The following is a 17,939-nucleotide window of genomic DNA, read 5'->3' as shown; positions in this document are numbered from 1 at the left end:
AGGCCGTGGCCAACCCCGAGGTGCTGCCCTGGCGCAACGGCGTGATCGCCACGTACTTCGCCTCCGGGCTTGTCATCTCCACGTTGGTGGCCAGGCTGCCCTCGGTGCGCGACGCGCTGGGGCTGAGCCACGGGGAGGTCGGCCTGCTGCTCCTGTGCATGACCGCAGGCTCCTTCCTGTCCGTCTCCGCCTCCGGCTTCATCGTGATGAGGCTGGGATCCAAACGCACCATGGTGCTTGGCGCGACGCTCGCGTCGCTGGCCATGGCGGCTGCGGGCATCTCCTCGGCGGTCTTCGGCTCCGTGGCGCTGACCGGGCTGGCGCTGGCCCTCCAGGGCATGGGAACCGCCAGCTGGAACGTTGCCTCCAACGTCCAGGGAGCGGCCATGGAACGGGCGCTGGGCAAGGGCATCATGCCCGCGCTGCACGGCTTCTTTTCCATCGGAACCGTGGTCGGTGCCGCGGCCGGGGCGATTGGCGCGGCAATCCACCTGTCGATCGCCTGGCACTTCGGGTTCATGGCGCTGGCGGTGGTCCTGCTGGTCCACGGTGGCGCGCGCACCTTCCACCCGGAAACCACAAGCACCGGCAGCGGCCCCTCCAACAAGGCGTTGCTGGCTGCCGCCTGGCGCGAACCCCGCACCCTGGTGCTGGGCCTGCTGGTGCTGGGCATGGCGCTGGCCGAGGGCGCCGCGGGCGACTGGGTGGCGCTGGCGCTTTCCGACGGCTACGGCTCGGCGAACACCGTCGGCGCCCTGGGTTACGGGGTGTTCGTGACCGCGATGACCGTGGCGCGGATGCTCGGCGGCCGCATCCTGGACCGCTTCGGGCGGGCGCTCGTCATGCGGGTCTCCGCGGCAAGCGCGCTGGCCGGGCTGCTGCTCTTCGTCTTCGGCCCGTCGTTGCAGATGGCCATGGTCGCGCTCGCGCTGTGGGGGCTGGGCGTGGCGCTGAGCTTCCCGATCGCGATGACCGCGGCGTCCGACGACCCCATGCGGGCCGCGGCACGGGTCTCGGTGGTCTCGACCATCGGCTACGGCGCGTTCCTGGGCGGGCCCCCGTTGCTGGGCCTGCTGGCCGACCGGATCGGCCTGCTCAACGCACTGGCCTCCGTCGGGGTGCTGGTGGTCATGTCCTTCATGCTGGCCGGCGCCACGGCCCCGGAGCGCAAGAAGGCCCAGGAAACGGATTCCACGCCCGAACCAGAACCCGTGCCGGAGCCGGGGCCCGACGGGCAATCGGCCACCGGCGCGGCTACCATCAAAGAGTAGACCCCGCTGTCGGCCGGTCCCGGCACGGCCAGGGATCTCCCCACCACCGATCTCCAGACCGCCGGCATCCGCGCCGGCAGGCATTCCCAGAACAGGCGCAAGAAACAGTGAACACCCCGTTGCTCTCCCAGATGACCACCACCGGCGTCGGCGGCCCGGCCCGCACCCTGGTGCGCGCCGCCACCGAGGAAGAGATCGTGGCGGCCGTGGCCGGGGCGGATTCCCGCGGGGACAAGCTGCTGATCATCGGCGGCGGTTCCAACCTGGTCATCGACGATGCCGGATACGACGGAACGGTGCTGCACATCGAATCGCGCGGGGTGGAGATCGCCGGGGAACTGGGCGACGGGCGCATCCGCGTGGACATCGCGGCCGGCCACCCCTGGGACGACGCCGTCGCGCAGACCCTGGCCGCCGGGCTCAGCGGCCTCGAGGCACTCTCCGGCATCCCCGGCTCGGCCGGCGCCACCCCGGTGCAGAACGTCGGCGCCTACGGGGCCGAGGTCGCCCACAGCCTGCTGGAAGTCCGCGTGTTCGAGCGCTCCACCGGCCGCACCACCCACTTCGGCAGCGCCGGCCTGGGCTTCGGCTACCGGGACTCGCTGCTCAAGCGCACCACCGTCGAGGGCTCCCCGGAATACGTGGTGCTCTCGGTCAGCTTCGCGCTCGAGCGCCGCGCGGACTCCGCACCGGTCCGCTACAAGGAACTTGCCAACTCCCTGGGCGTAGAGGCGGGCGAGCGGGCCGACGCCGCCGCGGTGCGCACCAAGGTGCTGGCACTGCGTGCCTCCAAGGGCATGGTGTTCGATCCGGCCGACCGCGACACCTACTCGACCGGGTCCTTCTTCACCAACCCGATCGTGGACGCCTCCGTGCTGGAATCGCTGCCGGAGGGCGCACCGAACTTCCCGGCCGCCGAGCCGGGCAAGATCAAGCTCTCCGCGGCCTGGCTGATCGACCGCGCCGGCTTCGGCAAGGGCTACGGCCTGCCCGGCATCGCCGGCGAGGACGTGGCCGGCGGCCGCGCCTCGCTGTCCACCAAGCACACGCTCGCGATCACCAACCGCGGGGGAGCGGGCAGCGATGACATCCTGGCCATCGCCCGGGCCGTGCGCGCCGGCGTCAAGGAACGCTTCGGCATCGAACTGCACAACGAACCGCTGCTGATCGGCTGCAGCCTCTAACGGCTGCAACCTCCAACAACCCGGGAGCCCGACCCCATGGCTACAGCACCCGCCCCGATGGCAAGCAGCGACAGGCTCCGTCTGGCACGGCTGCGACTGGCCGCACAGGGCCTGCTGCCCGGGATCCCGGCAGGCTCCGAGCCCGCGCGCACCCCGGCCGACGTGGTCCGGCGCATGGGCATGATGCAGGCCCAGGACCTGGTGCAGGCCTGCTGGGCGCTGGGCGTCCGGCTTCCCGGCAGCACCCTGGCCCAGGTCCATGCGGCCCTCGAATCCGGCGGCGTGGTCCGTTCCTGGGGAGCCCGCGGCACGCTCATGTTCCTGGATCCGAAAATGCTCCGTCCGTTGCTGGGTGTCACCGCGCCGCGCATGCGGGCACAGGCCGCCGCAACCTGGCGGCGGGAAAACATCACGGAGGCGGAACTCGAATCCCTGCTGCCGGTGGTCGTGGAACGCTGCGCGACCGCCGGAGCCAGCCGGTCCGCATTGATGGAAGCAATGTCCGCCGCCGGGTCGGATGTTTCCGGCCAGCGCGGCTACCACCTGCTGGTCGCCCTGAGCCTCAGCGGCGAACTGGTGCAGGGTCGGATGGAACCTGGATCGGGCACCCGCCAGCTGTTCATGGACAGCAGCCAATGGTCGCCCGGGGCCGGCCCCGAAGCAACCGCCATGGACCCCGAGGATGCCGTGCGGGAGATTGTCCTGCGCTATTTCCGTTCGCACGGGCCGGCGACGGTTGCCGACTGCGCCTGGTGGCTTGGCCTCGGGCTGACGCCCGTGCGTGCCGCGCTGAAGACCATGGGCGACCAGCTGGCCACCCGCGAACTCGGCGGCAGCGTCTACCATCTTGCGCCGGAAATCGATGCGCTGTGGGACGACGCCCCCGGGGCGCGCAGCGTGCTCGCATTGCCGGGGTTCGACGAGTTCCTGCTCGGCTACAAGGACCGCACGGCCACGCTCGCCCCGGAGCATTCGGACGCCATCGCCCCGGGCGGTAACGGCGTCTTCCGCCGGACTCTGGTCAGCGGCGGGCAAACCGTCGGCACCTGGCAGGTGGAGACCACGGGCAAGGAACGTTCTGCCGTGGCGGTGCCTTTCGCGCAGACGTCCGCAAGCCATATGCATCGCATGAACTCTTCCATGGCCGGGTACCTGGATTTCCGCGCCGGATAGTTCTGTGGTTTGCATGGGTTGCAAGGTGCAATCTCATCCAACGCGCGGGGTGGCACCAAGCGGCAGGGGGTGTTCAAGCGGCCAGCGGTTGGGCGGCGGGGTGGAAGATCCAGTTGCGCCTGGGTATCTGCAACGGGTCTACAGATTTCGGCTGGATGACGTGGGGCAGCCCCTTGAGCATCACGACGCGGAAGTGCCCGGCGTGGTGGGCCACATGGCATCGTACGCACAAAAGGCAGCCGCGGGATACATCGGTCCTGCCTCCGGCGTTCCACTCGTCGAGGTGGTGCGCCTCGGTCCGGTTCACCGGCATCGAGCACCCCGGATTGCAGCATCCCTTGTCCCTCACTGCGATGGCACGGCGCTGGGCACGATTGAAATACCGTCTGGTCCTGCCAAGCTCCAAGGGAACCCGGTCGCCGTTGAGCACAATCGGGATGATTCCCGCATTGCAGGCGATGCGCCGGCAATTGGATGCCGAGATGTCCTCGCCGTGGTCGGTGACCCCCGCGTTTTCCAGTTCGCCGCGCAGGGTCTGGAAGTCTATGGTGACAGCGAGGGTGAAGTGCGGCCTCATCGGCATTTGCTCGCCGGTGTCCTCGGCGTTGGCTGTGCCGGTGGTTGTATCGGAACCGGTGGCGATGCGGAGTGAATCGATCAGCAACTGGTGCAGGCGCACGGCGCGCTGCCGGAAATAGGCCTGGTCGAGAGTCTCCCCGGGCAGGACCTCGATGCCCGGATCCGACTGATTGCCAATGCTGGGCATGGAGCCGGAGAGGTCTTCAAGCCCGGACAGTGGGCGTTGGTCGATCGGCGTGCTGGGGTCGACTGCCCATTCCGGGATGGGCAGTCGCGGGGTGGCGGGCTCCGCGGAAGGAACGGGACGAGTGCCGGCCTGGGTTTTAGGGTTGTTCAGGAGATCGGCGGCGGTGGCAAGTAGTTCGTGGCCTTCGGCATTGGTGATGATCTTGTACTCGTAACCCTTGTGCGTGTGCCCCAGGTAGTAGGCACCGGTGAACCTTGATTCGTTGTCCTCGCAGCGTTCCACCATCCCGCTATTCAGGCGTTTGGCCTGGTCCTTGAGCAACGTGTTGGTTCCCTGGGAGTTGCGTGTAGATACGGCGTTGGCGAGCTCGGCCTCGAAGTGCCGTGCGACCGCCTCCGGTTTTGGCTGCAGCTCAATTTCAGGACGCATGCCCTCCAGCTTCCTGGCCAGGCCCGCGATCGCCGTGGGATCGGCGGTCGCTTCACGGAAAACCCTGCCCAGCTGCGGGAATTTTGGCGGTACGGGTTTGCCGTTGTAGCCGGTGTGGGGGAGCAAATTCGTGGCGGTTTCCATGCGGTGCATGGCCTGGAAATGGGTGAGGTTCTGTTGGGTCTTGAGGAACTCGGCCTCATCGCGGTACAGGGATTTGCGGTTCGGAGCGTTGGTCGCATCCGCCGGGAGTCGGCGTTCACCAGCCAGGAATTCGGCGGGGTCGGCGAGGATCTGGTTCAGCTCCGCCAGAGGTTCTTCGGTGATTGTATGCAGGCTGGCATCGGTGGCGCGAGCCGCGGCGAGGATTTGTCCGTAGCCGCTGATTCGGTAGAAGTCCTCGGTCAGAGCGATGAATACTGCGGCGCGGACCTGTGAAGGGCCGATGGAGTGCGCGGCGCGTTCGAGCAGTTCCCTGAAGACGGGTTTGAGGATCGCAAGTAGGCGCAACCCCTGGCCGGCGTCATCTTGATCCGGTGGGGAGTCGAGGGCCGCGGTGATTGCCGCCACGACACTGCCCGTGAGTTCCTGCTGGGTGCCCATGGGAACCAGCATGGATGAATGCGCGTGGCCGTGGGCGAGCCGGTGCCGGACTGTGGATAAGTGTTCTTCGGGACAAGGCCCCGGACAAAACATGATGCGGAATCCAGTATGGCGTTCGCCAGTCTTTGCCCGATTACCGGTTGCGGCGCCATGGATGACCTCGCATGGGTTCGGCTCGGCGCTGTGGTGACTTGTCCCCTCGTTCTGCTCACACCGGCCACACAAGAAATGCCGGGCCCGGCGACCTCCCAAAACCTGGGAAGGCCGCCGGAACCCGGCATGAATTCTTGTTCGGAAACCCCGTCGAGGGACTAGAGGCGTCCCTGCGCGATCGAGAGCATGCGGCGCAGCGGCTCGGCGGCACCCCACAGCAGCTGGTCGCCGACGGTGAACGCCGAGATGTACTGCGGGCCCATCTCGAGCTTGCGGATGCGGCCCACCGGGATGTCCAGGGTGCCGGATGCGGCAACCGGGGTCAGCGCGTCAACCGTGGCTTCCTTGGTGTTCGGAACGACCTTGGCCCACTCGTTGTCCTCGGCCAGCAGCTTCTCGATCTCGGCCACCGAAAGGTCCTCGGTGAGCTTGAGGGTGAGGGCCTGGGAGTGCGAGCGCATGGCGCCGATGCGCACGCACAGGCCGTCCATGATGATCTTGTTGGCGTCGGTGGTGCCAAGGATCTTGTTGGTCTCGACCCCGGCCTTCCACTCTTCCTTGGACTGGCCGTTGCCCAGGTCCGAGTCGATCCACGGGATCAGCGAACCGGCCAGCGGCACGCCGAACTGGGAAGCGTCGAGTCCGCCGCGCTGGGTGGCAAGGACCTTGCGATCGATCTCGAGGATCGCCGAAGCCGGGTCGTCGAGATCCGCTGAGACGTTGCCGTTGATCGTGCCGAACTGGGTGAGCAGTTCGCGCATGTGGCGGGCGCCGCCGCCGGAGGCAGCCTGGTAGGTCATTGCGGTTCCCCACTCGACCAGGCCGTTCTTGAACAGCCCGCCCAGGCCCATGAGCATGCACGAAACCGTGCAGTTGCCGCCGATGAAGTCCTTGGTTCCCGAGGCCAGCGAGGCGTCGATGACGTTGCGGTTGATCGGGTCCAGCACGATGACCGAGTCGTCGTTCATGCGCAGCGTGGAAGCTGCATCGATCCACAGGCCGTCCCAGCCGCGTGCGCGCAGGTCGCCGTGCACGGCCTTGGTGTAGTCCCCACCCTGGGCCGTGACGATGATCGGCAGCTTGGCAAGGGTGTCCAGGTCGTAGGCATCCTGAAGTGCAGGCGCGCCTTCGGCGAATGCGGGGGCCGCGCCGCCCGCATTGGACGTGGAGAAGAACACTGGATCGAGATTCGCAAAGTCGCCCTCGTCCTGCATGCGTTGCATCAGAACAGAGCCAACCATGCCGCGGTAACCGACAAAGCCAACGGAAGAAGTCATGGTCCCATCTTAAGGGTTCGGGTCCGCGATTGGGGAGTTGGTTACGCCACACGGGTGCCACCGTGCGGTTGCCGGGGCACGGGTTGCCGGGACATGCCACGTCAGCAAACGAAGGACGCCGCACCCGAAGGGGAAAAATCCCTCGGGCACGGCGTCCTTCATGGTGCGGTGTTCTGGCGACTCCGGCGTTACGGCTTCTTGTCTTCCTCGGCCAGCAGCTTTTTGCGCGCGCCGACGGCCCAGAGTGAGCTGAACGCAAAGAACTGGGTCAGTGTGAGCAGCAGGACCAGGCCCATGATCTTGGAACCGGTCAAGATAAGGAACAGGCCGAGTGCCGCAAAGATCAGGGCAAAGAGCGGGAAGAACATGTAGCCCAGGACAAAGAGTGCCTCGGGGTTGGTCTTCAGCGCCTTCAGGCTGTCCTTCACGCGCCGCGCTCCCATGCTTCGATGCGGTATTCGGTGCCGTTGGCCGACTTGAGCCATCCGTTGTCCGGTTCGCTCATGGCCTTGGTCCAGGCCGAGTCCAGTGCCGGGGCGGTGGTGTCGCCCTTCAGGCTGTCGTTGATGACGGTGACGATCGCCAGGTTGGCCTTCGGTGCCAGGGCCGCGTAGATTTGCCCGCCGCCGATGACCCAGATTTCCTCGGCGCCGTCGCTGGCGCGCGCAACCTGGAGTGCTTCCTCCGGGGAGGAAACGGGGGTTGCGCCCGCGGCGCTCAGAGCGGCATGGGTCGAGGCGTCGCGGGTGATGACGATGTTGGTGCGGTCGGGCAGCGGACGGAACTTTTCCGGGAACGATTCCCAGGTCTTGCGGCCCATGATGACAGGGTGGCCCATCGTGGTGCGCTTGAAGTGGGCCATGTCCTCGGGCAGATGCCACGGCATGGACCCGTCCAAGCCGATGACGCGGTTGGCGGCCTCCGCCCAGATCATGCCCAGTCGTTCGGGGATGGTGGTCTCGGCGCGGTGTCCGGCGCTGGAATTCAGGTTGCTCATACGGCGATGGGGGCCTTAATCGTCGGGTGGTGTCGGTAATCCTCGATGACGAAGTCGTCGATCGTGTAGTCGAAGATTGAATCGGGGGTGCGCGTGATGCGCAGCTGCGGGTACGGGTACGGCTCGCGGGTGAGCTGTTCCTTGACCTGCTCCAAGTGGTTGGCGTAGATGTGGGTGTCGCCGCCGGTCCAGACAAACTCGCCGGGCTGAAGGCCCAGCTGGTCGGCCATCATGCGTGTCAGCAATGCGTAGGAGGCAACGTTGAAGGGGACTCCCAGGAACATGTCGGCGCTGCGCTGGTAGAGCTGGCAGGAAAGCTTGCCATCGGCGACGTAGAACTGGAAGAAGGCGTGGCATGGCGGCAGTGCCATGTTCTCGATCTCCGAGACGTTCCACGCAGAGACGATGTGGCGGCGGGAATCGGGGTTCTCGCGCAGCGAATCCATGACCTGGGAGATCTGGTCGATGTGTCGGCCGTCGGACGTGGGCCACGAGCGCCACTGCACGCCGTACACCGGGCCGAGTTCACCTTCGGCATCCGCCCATTCGTCCCAGATCTTCACGCCGTTCTCTTGAAGATAGGAGATGTTCGAGTCCCCGCGCAGGAACCACAAGAGTTCCACGGCAACGGACTTGAAATGGACGCGCTTGGTGGTGATCAGAGGAAAGGATTCCGACAGGTCAAAGCGCATTTGGCGGCCAAAAACACTGAAGGTGCCGGTGCCGGTCCGGTCGCCCTTGGCGGTGCCATGGGCCAGGACTTCACGCAGCAAGTCTTCGTATGGGGTTTGAATCGTCACCTGCTAAGTCTAGTCGGGCACGGCGATTCAGCCGGCGACGTGTGACGTGAACACGTGAAATGCGCTGATGATCACTACGAAAGCCAAAGCGGCAAACCTGGCTCGAGTATGGCTGATGGCGTCATCCAATGAGCGCCAGTCCAGTGCCGCTTCCGGGTGCAGAGTGGTTAGTCCGAGGCGCGTAGCCGGCCGCGGAGCAGGGAAATCAGGGTGTCGTCCTCGATGCCCGCGGCCCTTGCTTCGCCGATGAGTTCGTCGATCATTGCCTCAAGCGGCGAGTCGGCTGCCCCGTCGACGGCCGGGGAGGAGTGGGTGACGACGGTGCCCAGGCGCCGTCGGCTTTCGATCAGCCCTGCAGCCTCGAGCTCCTTGTAGGCGCGGGCCACGGTGCCCGTGGCCACGCCCAGGTCGGAAGCCAGGGCCCGCACCGTGGGCAGGCGCGATCCGTCGGAGATCCGGCCGACGGCGATCAGCGAGGCGATCTGCGCGCGGATCTGTTCATACGGGGGAGTGGCGTCGCGCAAGTCGACTGTGATCAGGGTACTCATGCGGTTGCCGCTACGCCCGTGCGGGGCTTGGAAGCCCGCCGCGAATACGCGGTGGAGGCCGGCAGGAAGCACAATGCGATGCCCACCGCCATGCAAATGAGCTGGAAGGCGGAAGATCCACTGCTATTGGAGTAGTCCGTGTAGCCGGAGAACGTGGTCTGGACCAGGTAGTTGGGGTTTGCCAAGATGCCTGCGGCAATCAGCGACACCCCGCCGAGCAGGCGGGCCCCGCGGTGGGCGATGACAACCCGGAGTTCGAAGTCTTCCAGCTCGCTTGCGCCCTCGAGTGCCGGTCGGCGGGCAGCTGTCCGGTACAGCAGTGCGGCCAGCGCTGCCGTGACGGCAACGATCCCGAGCATCCACGTGGCGGCAATTTCCGTCCCAGACGCAGCGTTGAAGATGAAGTTCGTGCCGGAAGCCAATCCCATGGCCAAAGCACAGTAGACCACGATGGTGAACCACAGCGGCAGCAATGCCGTGCGCGGTTCCGTCAGCTCGATCCGGCTGCCCAGACGGCTCTTGACGATGACTGCGGCGAACAATTGCACCAGCAGGTACAGCCCGGCCATGGATAGCAAGAGCAGCGAGCCCGTGGAGAGCTCGTGAAGCCGCTCTGCCCCGTATTGGATCGCAGCGAACGGCCCTGCATCGCTTGCGGGCTCGCTGCCATCAAGCTGCACCGAGATGGCGTTGCTTTCAAACGATCCGGCGGAGTACGCGGAAAGCGTGCCACCGACGACGAGGATGATTCCGGCCAGCACTACGCCCGCTCCCTGGGCCAGGATGAGGAAATCCCGGGCCTTGGAGTACGCGGCCGACTGCAGTGGCAGGCCCTTCGCCTGCGCGGAGTTCACGAAGTTCAGCCGCGGTGGCGCCCACGCCGCCATTGCGACGATCACCAGCAGCATCCAGACGGCGCTGGCGCCCATCAGCCAGTTGGCAGCGGCTTCGGCGTGGCTGCCGCCCAGGCCGTGAACATCCGGGGGCGTGTCCCAGGTTGCACGGGCCCTGATTCCTTGGGCAACGTATTGCAGGGACATGGTGCCGAAACCCGACACGGCGATCACGGCGGTACGCAGCAACCTGTTGATCCACACGGCACGCAGCGCGTCGTTTTCTTCGGCGTCCAGGGATTGCAGGGGCGGGCGGCGGATCACCAGCGTGGTGATTCCGACGACGCTGGCCAGAACCAGCGCCAACCCTCCGGCTAGATACGGACCCACCAGGGAGCCTGGCCTGGTGCCGTCGATGCTTGGGATGTCGGGAACCTCCTCCGGCGCGGCATTCGCGTTCATCTCCGCGATCTCGTCCTCCGAAAGGACGTACCCGTCGGAGTCCACGGGGTTGCCGAACTCGTCCGTTGCCCCGCCGTAGGGCTGGTTGACCGGGTTCACGGACTCGTCAAACTCGCCGTCGTACATGCCGTTTTCCGTACTCCAGCCGTAACCGTCGTTTCCGGTGCGTGAGGGGGCCCCGGAATCGTTCCAGGCGACGGTGAGAGCGGCGGCGCTGAGGATCGTGACAAGAAGCAATGCCCCGGCAAGGTACTTGGGCACGACTTTCTTGACGCTGCGTACCTCAAGGGAAGCCGAGCGGACCGGCTGCAGGTGCCTCGGCCAGGTGTACTGCCCGATCAGGTAGATCACGCCGAGCCAGAAGCCGGGTGCCGCCGCATGTACCGCGAGGTTCTCGAAGGAGCCGGAGTCGGCGGCAAATGGTTCCCTGTTTGTCCACAGGTTCTCCAGGCCGGCGGTTCCGCTGGCGAAGAATGCGATGACGGCAGTCCAGAGCGCGTGGCGTGAAACGCCCTCGGTGCTGTTCAGTGCCGCCGGGTTGCCGGCAAATGCCCTGAGCACCAGGTAAATGAACATGGCCGACATGGCCAAACCGAGACCCGCGGCCGTAGCTGCGCCCATCATAAAGGAACCCCCTGGAATGAACTTTGTCTCAATGTATCAATGCATTGAGACAAAGTTCAATTGCCCAAAGGGCGTGTCAAATCAAAGGTCAGGCGGCGAGCATGTCGTTGTACTCGGGGTAACGGCGCAGGTAGCCCTGGACGTAGGTGCACTCGGGGACGATCTTCACGTCCTGCTTTCGCAGGTCGTCCAGGACCAGCGTGACAAGCGCGCGGGCATAGCCTTGCCGACCGTACTCCTCGTTGATGATGGTGTGCTGCAGCGTCGCCACGCCTTCGTCGAGGTGGTAGCCGAGGAATCCGATGTAGGTGGGACCCTGCCACAGGCTGTAGCGGCCGCGGTCCAGGTCATGGTCCAAGCGCAGTCCCTGATGGACGATCTTCCGTGGGACGGTGCCGTGATTTGCAACAGCCATGATGCACTCCTCTTGTTCGTCAGGACCACGCCCCGCAAACCTCTCGCGGGGGCTTGCCTCCGAGCCTACCGCCAAGACCTTGGGCTAGTCTTCAAATGCGTCGTAAACTTCCACCGAAACGAGTTTCCCCTTGCCGGCGACCGGTTGGTGGACCACCAGCAGGGATCCCGGGCGCAGGAACGGATCCTCGTCGGGCAGGAACGCCACAAGCGCCTCGGCCATCCGCGACTTGAGCTCCTCGAGGATCAGGGGCAACACGGGCCGGTGCGTGCACAGCACCTGCGAGCGGCGCTTGTCCAGCAACTTCGCAACCGCCTTCCGTGCCTTGCGCGGATTGCGGTTGGCCTCGTGCTCGGTGGTTGAGCTCAACAGCTTGACGGTGAATCGCTGCTGTTTCACGTAAGGGGTGATGGTTTGTACGCACCGGGTCCACGGGCTGGACGCCACGCGATCCGGACGCCAGGCATCCAGCAAGCGGGCCACGGCCAACGCCTGGCGCTGGCCCGTTGCGGCCAGCGGGCGCTTGCCCTCTTCCCTGGTCCAGTTCGAGCGCGGCTTCGCCTTTGCGTGGCGCACCACCATGAAGGGCTGGGTGTCCAGCGTCCCGGCCTTCTGAGCCAGGACCAGCGACTCCAGGGGAGCCATGTCGCCCGGATTGGTCAGCCACTTGCCTGCCATCTTCGGGGTGCACCAGCGCACGGCGTCGGTTTCCCTGCCGTCGGGAACGGGCTTGGTGCCGGGGGCCTTGGCCGCCCAGTAGTAGACGACCTTGGTGCCGCTGCCAACCTCGTAGGTCATCGCCGGAAGCGGGATGCCCAACTCGATGTCGAGCCCCACCTCCTCGAAGACCTCGCGGGCGGCGCACTCGGGCATGGTCTCGCCCTCGTCGATCTTGCCCTTGGGCCACGACCAGTCGTTGTAGCGTTCCCGGTGGATCATCAGGACTTCCAACTCGCCCTTGTTGATGCGCCAAACGAGGGCACCGGCCGCGACCACGGCAAAGGCACCCTCGCGAACCTCCTGGGAATCACAGGAGCGAAGCATGTGCACGGTTCTAGCGCCTCACTGCCGTCCGCTGGCGGGCCCGCGAGTCAAGCAGCCACGATTGGATGTCCTCGAGCGGCTTGCCCTCGGCGTCCTTGTGGTGGCGAGTCCAGGAACCCTCGGAGTCCAAGTGCCAGCTGGCGGTGCCCGGGGCCATGTAGCGGTCGAGCAACAGCACGAGCTCGGCGATGTCCTCGTGGCTGCTCAGCGCGACCAGCGCCTCCACCCGGCGGTCCAGGTTGCGGTGCATCATGTCGGCGGAGCCGATGTAGATCATCGGGGACCCGGCGTTGGCGAACATGAACACGCGGCTGTGTTCCAGGAAGCGGCCCAGCACCGAGCGGACCCGGATGTTCTCGCTCAGCCCCGGGATGCCCGGGCGCAGTGCGCAGATGCCGCGCACGATCACGTCGACCCGCACCCCGGCCTGGGAGGCCCGGTACAGGGCGTCGATGATCGCCTCGTCGACCATGGAGTTCACCTTGATCACCACGCGGGCGGCAAGCCCTGCGCGGCGGTTGGCGATCTCCGCCTCGATCCTGTCGATCAGCCCGGAGCGCAGCGAGCGCGGGGCGACCAGCAGGCGCTTGAACGTGGAGCGCGGCGCGTAGCCGGAGAGCTGGTTGAACAGGTGCGAGAGGTCCTCGCCGACCTGCTCGTCGCTGGTCAGCAGGCCCAGGTCCTCGTAGTAGCGGGCCGTGCGCGGGTGGTAGTTGCCGGTGCCGATGTGGCAGTAGCGGCGCAGCTTGTCGCCCTCGCGGCGGATCACCAGGGAGAGCTTGGAGTGCGTCTTCAGGCCCACGATGCCGTAGACCACGTGCACGCCGGCCTGCTCCAGCTTGCGCGCCCATGAGATGTTGGCCTGCTCGTCGAAGCGAGCCTTGATCTCCACCAGGGCCAGCACCTGCTTGCCGGCCTCGGCGGCGTCGATCAGCGCATCCACGATCGGCGAGTCGCCGGAGGTGCGGTAGAGCGTCTGCTTGATGGCCATGACCTTCGGGTCGTTGGCCGCCTGCTCCAGGAACGCCTGGACGGAAGTGGAGAACGAATCGTAGGGGTGGTGCAGCAGGATGTCGCGGCGGCGCATCGCGGCGAACACGTTGGCGGCCTTGGAGGTCTCCGACTCGTTCAGGTGCCGTGAGGTGTGCGCCAGCTGCTTGGGGAAGTGCAGGTCCGGGCGGTCGATGCCGGCGATGACGCCCAGGCCGCGCAAATCCAGCGGGGCCGGAAGCGCGAAGACCTCGTCCTCCTCGATGCCCAGCTCGCGCACCAGCAGGGCGCGGATGTTCGGGGCGATGTCGTCGACCACCTCAAGGCGCACCGGCGGGCCGAAGCGGCGGCGCAGCAATTCCTTCTCCAGTGCCTGCAACAGGTTTTCGGCGTCGTCCTCCTCCACCTCAAGGTCCTCGTTGCGGGTGACGCGGAAGAAGTGGTGCTCGACGATCTCCATGCCGGCGAACAGGTGCTCCAGGTGCTGGGCGATCACGTCCTCGAGCGTGACGAAGCGCGCCACCCGGCCGGCGGTGTTGCCGGCGCGCGGACCGTCCACGGAAATCAGCCGCGGCATGGTGTCCGGCACCTTCAGGCGGGCGAAGAGTTCCTTGCCGCTCACCGGGTTGCGGACCACCACGGCGAGGTTCAGCGAGAGCCCGGAGATGTACGGGAAGGGGTGGGCCGGGTCGACGGCCAGCGGGGTGAGGATCGGGAAGACCTGGTCGATGAACCAGCGGTGCAGCTCCTGCTGAGCGCGGGTGTCCAGCTCGTCCCAGGTGGTGAGCAGGATCTGCTCGTCCTCAAGGGCGGGGCGGACCTGCTCGGCGAAGACCTTGGCGTGGCGCAGCTGCAGCGCGTGCGCGTCGTTGAGGATCATTTCCAGCTGGTCGATCGGGCTCATGCCGGCCGCGGAGGGCACGGCAAGGCCCGTGGCGATGCGGCGCTTGAGGCCGGCGACGCGGACCATGAAGAACTCGTCGAGGTTCGAGGCGAAGATCGAGAGGAAGCTGACCCGCTCCAGCAGGTGCAGGTCCGGGTCCTCGGCGAGCTCGAGCACGCGGGCGTTGAAGTGCAGCCAGCTCAGTTCCCGGTCCAGGAACCTGTCGTCGGCGAAATCCCCGTCGGGAACCGGCGAGGGGCCGAAGTCGGGCAGCTCGATCCGGTCCTGGGTCGCGCGGGCCGCCGGCACGTCGGTGAGGCCCAGGGCGGTGGTGACTGGTTGCGGGTCCATGGTGTGTGCCCCTAGCTAGGAGTGAATCAGGAAGCCGCGTGCCCGTCGGCGGTACGTCGGGCACGCGGCTTTGCGTCTGGTACTTACTCTACCGAATCGCGCGCGCTTGCCGGCGCGTACATGACATCGACATCCCACTTGGTGAAACCCAGTTTCCGGTACAGCGCCACGGCGGCCGTGTTGTCTGCGTCCACGTAGAGCATCAGCGCGTCCAGGCCCTTGCCGTTCAGGTGTTCGATGCCTGCCAGTGTCAGCGCCTTGCCCAGGCCGGTGCCCTGCGCCCCGGGGACCACGCCCACCACGTAGATCTCGCCGATCGCCTGGTGCTCCCCGGTGGTGGGGGAGGAGGTCGCTGCGTGCACCTTGGTCCAGTGGAAGCCCAGGATGCTGTCCTGCTCGTCGACGGCGAGCAGGAAGCCCTCGGCATCGAACCAGTCCTCGCCCATGCGGGCGTGCAGGTCCGCCAGGGTCATGGCGCCCTGTTCCGGGTGGTGCGCAAATGCGGCGGCGTTCGCCGCAACCCAGGCCGGGCCGTCGGTGTCCGGGTTGAAGGCGCGGATGCGGGTGCCGGCCGGTAGCGCCGGGGCGGGCACCGAGGTGCCGTGGACCAGACGCATGCGCCACAGTTCGCGCACCGGGGTGAATCCGAAGCGCTCGGCGAGCTTGGCGGCGCCCTCGTGGTTTCCGTGGGCCCAGGCGCGCAGCGCGCTGAGGTCCGTGCGTTCGGCAAGGGCCTCGAGCAGGGTGCCGGCGATCCCGTCCTCGCGGAACGAGGGGTGCACGGCCAGTTCCAGGGTGCCCGGCTGGCCGGCGGCGCCCAGCACCGCGACCGCGGCACCGACCAGCTCGCCTGAATCGTAGTCGGCGCTTTCCAACAGGTAGGCGTAGGCGCCGACGATGGCGTCGGTGTCCGGCTCGCTGCGCAGCTGCAGCAGCGTCTGTTCGCTCAGCGGCGGGTTGCCGTCGGCCTCCTCGGCAGCTGCGGCAAGCGTGCGCACCGCGATTAGGACGTTTTGTTCCGGTGCGCCCTTGACGATGTCGATGGAGACTAGGGGGTTTCTGGCGGCGTTCATACCCCTAAAGATAGCGCCGCGGCCCCTACGCGTCGACGACCTCGGGGTTTTCTTGGCGTTGTGGCGTGAAACGGTATCCGACGTTGCGCACCGTCCCGATGAGCTGCTCGTGGTCGGTGCCCAGCTTGGCGCGCAGCCGCCGCACGTGCACGTCCACGGTGCGGGTGCCTCCGTAGTAGTCGTAGCCCCAGACCTCGTGGAGCAGCTGTTCGCGGCTGAACACCCGGCCGGGGTGCTGGGCCAGGTACTTGAGCAGCTCGAATTCCTTGTAGGTCAGGTTCAGCGGGGTGCCGTGGACCTTCGCGGTGTAGCTTGCCTCGTCGATGAGCACACCGGCGGCGCGAATCGGGGCAGCCTCGGGTTCGTCCTGCGGAAGGGCGCGGGCCTGGGCCAGGCGCAGCCGGGCCTCGACCTCCGCCGGCCCCGCGGTGTCAAGGAAGACATCGTCGACCTGCCACAGGCCCGACACCGCCGCCATGCCGCCCTCGGTGAGGACCAGTAGGACGGGGCGGCTGATGCCCGTGGTCCGCAGCAGCTGGCACAACGTGCGCGAGGCAACCAAATCCTTGCGTCCGTCGACCAGGATGATCTGTGCGTCCTCGGCATCCAGCAGTGCGGTTGCCTGGGCCGGCAGGATGCGGACCTGGTGCGAGAGTAGCTCCAAGGCAGGAACGACGTCGGGGGACGGCCCAGGTGCGTTTGTCAGCAAAAGGATGCTTGCCATGGATGCCCCTCCTCTAAGGTTGCGAATAAGAAACCGAGCACATCTACGGGATCGGGTGCATAAAAGCAGTATAGATTGTCAGATGTTTCACATCGGTGCATGTGACGGCCGCACGGTCCCGGGATCCCGTCGTGTCGGAGCCAAACATGCGCCGTGGCGGCTTCGATTGCGCATCGTTGCGCGGCAGGGCCCCGAAGCCGGCGCCCGCGCGGCGGCCCCGGTTCGCCCGGTCCTGATGGGGTCGCCAGACGCCGGATAAGGCAGGATGTAACTTGTGAGACTCAAAGTTTTGGCTACAGGAACCATTGTCCTTGCGCTGGTCATCGGGGCGAGCTACCTGCCCGGTGCCGCGGGATGGCCCGTGTTGGCGGTAGTGCTGTTGCTCCTTGGTGCCTTCGCCTTTGGCTGGCCGCGATTGCTGAAGGTGCCGGCACCGAACCCGGTGGGCCTTGTCATCTTCCTGGTCTCCGTCGCGGCGGCCCTGCTCGCCTTTGCCGGGAAGCCTGTCCCGGGCCTGATGTGGGTGGCACCCTGCCTGGGCGTGGGCACGATCCTGATGTTCCTCACCCAGCTCTTCCGCGGCACCGATGCCAAGCAACGCCTCGAATCCGTGGCCGTCGGCACCGCCGGCATGGTGGTCGCGAGCCTCGGCGCGGGCTGGGTGGCGCTGGGTACCGATCCCGAATGGCGCGTGCTCATGCTGATCTCGGGGATGAGCATCCTCGGTGCGGCGATCCCCGGCGTGTTGCGCCTGCCCGACCGCATTGTCTTTCCGCTGGGGTTCGTCCTGGCGGTCCTGATCGGCGGTGCCGCGAGCATGCTGGACATCGGCGTCAACGTGCTCCCCGCAATGGCGCTGGGTGCGGCCTGCGGCCTGGTGGTGGTGGGCTGCCGGGCGATGCTGGTGACCGCCGGCGGCCCGCGCACCAACGCACAGGTTCTTGCCGCTGCCGGCGCACCGCTGCTGGTGTGCGGTTCGGTGGTTTGGTACGCCCAGCTCCTGATGGCCTAGGCCTCGATCGCCTCCCGTTATTGCGTAACCTTTGTCACGCAACGGCCTCTGCGGGATCCGCCCGGACCCAGTTCCGCGTGTTTCGTGACGGCCGGATTCCCTTGTGTTCACTGGGAAGGGCAGCCCGGAGGCACTGGGTCGTCATCAAAGATCGGTCGGCGGCACGGAAACGGTTAGGATGGAGCCATGACTGAAAACTACCTTGGACTCGAGATCTTCTTCCTTTCCCTGCTGAGCATTGCGGGACTGGGCATGGCCGGCTTTGCCGCACTTGTCGTGACCCGCCTCTTCAAGGGCCAGAAGTAATTTAGAAACGCAGTAGGAAGC

The 17,939-nt window shown here is 66.6% G+C and carries 16 protein-coding genes; 4 read left to right on the top strand and 12 right to left on the bottom strand.

Features of this window, described 5'->3' with window-relative positions:
- The first annotated feature begins 5 nt into the window (after positions 1-5).
- From ACIQLF_RS12850 to ACIQLF_RS12840, 3 genes are all read left to right on the top strand, one after another.
- A complete protein-coding gene (locus ACIQLF_RS12850; RefSeq protein ID WP_400298874.1) occupies positions 6-1,271 on the top strand; it encodes an MFS transporter in 1,266 nt (421 codons plus the stop codon).
- Positions 1,272-1,378: 107 nt separating this feature from the next.
- Positions 1,379-2,455: a UDP-N-acetylmuramate dehydrogenase gene (locus ACIQLF_RS12845; RefSeq protein WP_400298871.1), complete on the top strand. Its 1,077-nt coding sequence runs from the start codon at positions 1,379-1,381 to the stop codon at positions 2,453-2,455.
- 36 nt (positions 2,456-2,491) lie between these two features.
- The gene (locus ACIQLF_RS12840) at positions 2,492-3,628 is read left to right on the top strand and encodes a winged helix DNA-binding domain-containing protein (protein WP_400298868.1); all 1,137 of its coding nucleotides are present in this window, start codon (positions 2,492-2,494) and stop codon (positions 3,626-3,628) included.
- 73 nt (positions 3,629-3,701) lie between these two features.
- Here the strand turns inward: ACIQLF_RS12840 and ACIQLF_RS12835 are convergent, their stop codons facing one another.
- The 12 genes from ACIQLF_RS12835 to ACIQLF_RS12780 all read right to left on the bottom strand — a co-directional run bounded on the left by ACIQLF_RS12835 (position 3,702) and on the right by ACIQLF_RS12780 (position 16,600).
- Positions 3,702-5,426, bottom strand: coding sequence for a DUF222 domain-containing protein (locus ACIQLF_RS12835; RefSeq protein ID WP_400298865.1), 1,725 nt, complete (start codon positions 5,424-5,426; stop codon positions 3,702-3,704).
- 311 nt (positions 5,427-5,737) lie between these two features.
- On the bottom strand, positions 5,738-6,856 hold the full coding sequence (gene asd, locus ACIQLF_RS12830; protein WP_400298862.1) for an aspartate-semialdehyde dehydrogenase: 1,119 nt from the start codon (positions 6,854-6,856) through the stop codon (positions 5,738-5,740).
- Between the two features lie 188 nt (positions 6,857-7,044).
- Complete coding sequence (locus ACIQLF_RS12825) at positions 7,045-7,284, bottom strand: NF038396 family protein (RefSeq protein WP_400298859.1); 240 nt, start codon at positions 7,282-7,284, stop codon at positions 7,045-7,047.
- Complete coding sequence (locus tag ACIQLF_RS12820) at positions 7,281-7,853, bottom strand: dihydrofolate reductase (protein WP_400298857.1); 573 nt, start codon at positions 7,851-7,853, stop codon at positions 7,281-7,283. The genes ACIQLF_RS12825 and ACIQLF_RS12820 overlap by 4 nt, the downstream gene beginning before the upstream one ends.
- A complete protein-coding gene (locus ACIQLF_RS12815) occupies positions 7,850-8,653 on the bottom strand; it encodes a thymidylate synthase (protein ID WP_400298854.1) in 804 nt (267 codons plus the stop codon). Before ACIQLF_RS12815 ends, ACIQLF_RS12820 begins: the two co-directional genes overlap by 4 nt.
- Positions 8,654-8,820: 167 nt before the next feature.
- The gene (locus ACIQLF_RS12810; RefSeq protein WP_400298851.1) at positions 8,821-9,201 is read right to left on the bottom strand and encodes a GntR family transcriptional regulator; all 381 of its coding nucleotides are present in this window, start codon (positions 9,199-9,201) and stop codon (positions 8,821-8,823) included.
- Positions 9,198-11,120, bottom strand: coding sequence for a hypothetical protein (locus ACIQLF_RS12805; RefSeq protein WP_400298848.1), 1,923 nt, complete (start codon positions 11,118-11,120; stop codon positions 9,198-9,200). Before ACIQLF_RS12805 ends, ACIQLF_RS12810 begins: the two co-directional genes overlap by 4 nt.
- A gap of 88 nt (positions 11,121-11,208) precedes the next feature.
- Positions 11,209-11,535, bottom strand: coding sequence for a GNAT family N-acetyltransferase (locus ACIQLF_RS12800; protein WP_400298845.1), 327 nt, complete (start codon positions 11,533-11,535; stop codon positions 11,209-11,211).
- An 84-nt stretch (positions 11,536-11,619) separates the two neighbouring features.
- Complete coding sequence (locus ACIQLF_RS12795; RefSeq protein WP_400298843.1) at positions 11,620-12,579, bottom strand: NUDIX domain-containing protein; 960 nt, start codon at positions 12,577-12,579, stop codon at positions 11,620-11,622.
- 10 nt (positions 12,580-12,589) lie between these two features.
- Positions 12,590-14,803, bottom strand: a complete 2,214-nt coding sequence (locus ACIQLF_RS12790; protein ID WP_400298841.1) for an RNA degradosome polyphosphate kinase — start codon at positions 14,801-14,803, stop codon at positions 12,590-12,592.
- A gap of 83 nt (positions 14,804-14,886) precedes the next feature.
- On the bottom strand, positions 14,887-15,876 hold the full coding sequence (gene mshD / locus ACIQLF_RS12785) for a mycothiol synthase (RefSeq protein ID WP_400298839.1): 990 nt from the start codon (positions 15,874-15,876) through the stop codon (positions 14,887-14,889).
- Between the two features lie 25 nt (positions 15,877-15,901).
- On the bottom strand, positions 15,902-16,600 hold the full coding sequence (locus ACIQLF_RS12780; protein ID WP_387526524.1) for a DNA-binding response regulator: 699 nt from the start codon (positions 16,598-16,600) through the stop codon (positions 15,902-15,904).
- 289 nt (positions 16,601-16,889) lie between these two features.
- On the opposite strand from ACIQLF_RS12780, the gene ACIQLF_RS12775 reads away from it, so the two are divergent.
- Positions 16,890-17,612, top strand: a complete 723-nt coding sequence (locus ACIQLF_RS12775; RefSeq protein ID WP_400298836.1) for a hypothetical protein — start codon at positions 16,890-16,892, stop codon at positions 17,610-17,612.
- Positions 17,613-17,939 lie beyond the last annotated feature (327 nt).

The sequence above is a fragment of the Paeniglutamicibacter sp. NPDC091659 genome, assembly GCF_044756805.1.
Taxonomy (GTDB): Bacteria; Actinomycetota; Actinomycetes; order Actinomycetales; family Micrococcaceae; genus Paeniglutamicibacter.
This window is presented reverse-complemented; position numbering and strand designations above follow the sequence as displayed.

Coding starts and splice junctions, on each gene's coding strand:
- ACIQLF_RS12800 (WP_400298845.1), bottom strand. CDS start 11,535: ATGGCTGTTGCAAATCACGGCACCGTCCCACGGAAGATCGTCCATCAG.
- mshD (WP_400298839.1), bottom strand. CDS start 15,876: ATGAACGCCGCCAGAAACCCCCTAGTCTCCATCGACATCGTCAAGGGC.
- ACIQLF_RS12840 (WP_400298868.1), top strand. CDS start 2,492: ATGGCTACAGCACCCGCCCCGATGGCAAGCAGCGACAGGCTCCGTCTG.
- ACIQLF_RS12820 (WP_400298857.1), bottom strand. CDS start 7,853: ATGAGCAACCTGAATTCCAGCGCCGGACACCGCGCCGAGACCACCATC.
- ACIQLF_RS12790 (WP_400298841.1), bottom strand. CDS start 14,803: ATGGACCCGCAACCAGTCACCACCGCCCTGGGCCTCACCGACGTGCCG.
- ACIQLF_RS12835 (WP_400298865.1), bottom strand. CDS start 5,426: ATGGGCACCCAGCAGGAACTCACGGGCAGTGTCGTGGCGGCAATCACC.
- ACIQLF_RS12805 (WP_400298848.1), bottom strand. CDS start 11,120: ATGATGGGCGCAGCTACGGCCGCGGGTCTCGGTTTGGCCATGTCGGCC.
- ACIQLF_RS12780 (WP_387526524.1), bottom strand. CDS start 16,600: ATGGCAAGCATCCTTTTGCTGACAAACGCACCTGGGCCGTCCCCCGAC.
- asd (WP_400298862.1), bottom strand. CDS start 6,856: ATGACTTCTTCCGTTGGCTTTGTCGGTTACCGCGGCATGGTTGGCTCT.
- ACIQLF_RS12795 (WP_400298843.1), bottom strand. CDS start 12,579: ATGCTTCGCTCCTGTGATTCCCAGGAGGTTCGCGAGGGTGCCTTTGCC.
- ACIQLF_RS12810 (WP_400298851.1), bottom strand. CDS start 9,201: ATGAGTACCCTGATCACAGTCGACTTGCGCGACGCCACTCCCCCGTAT.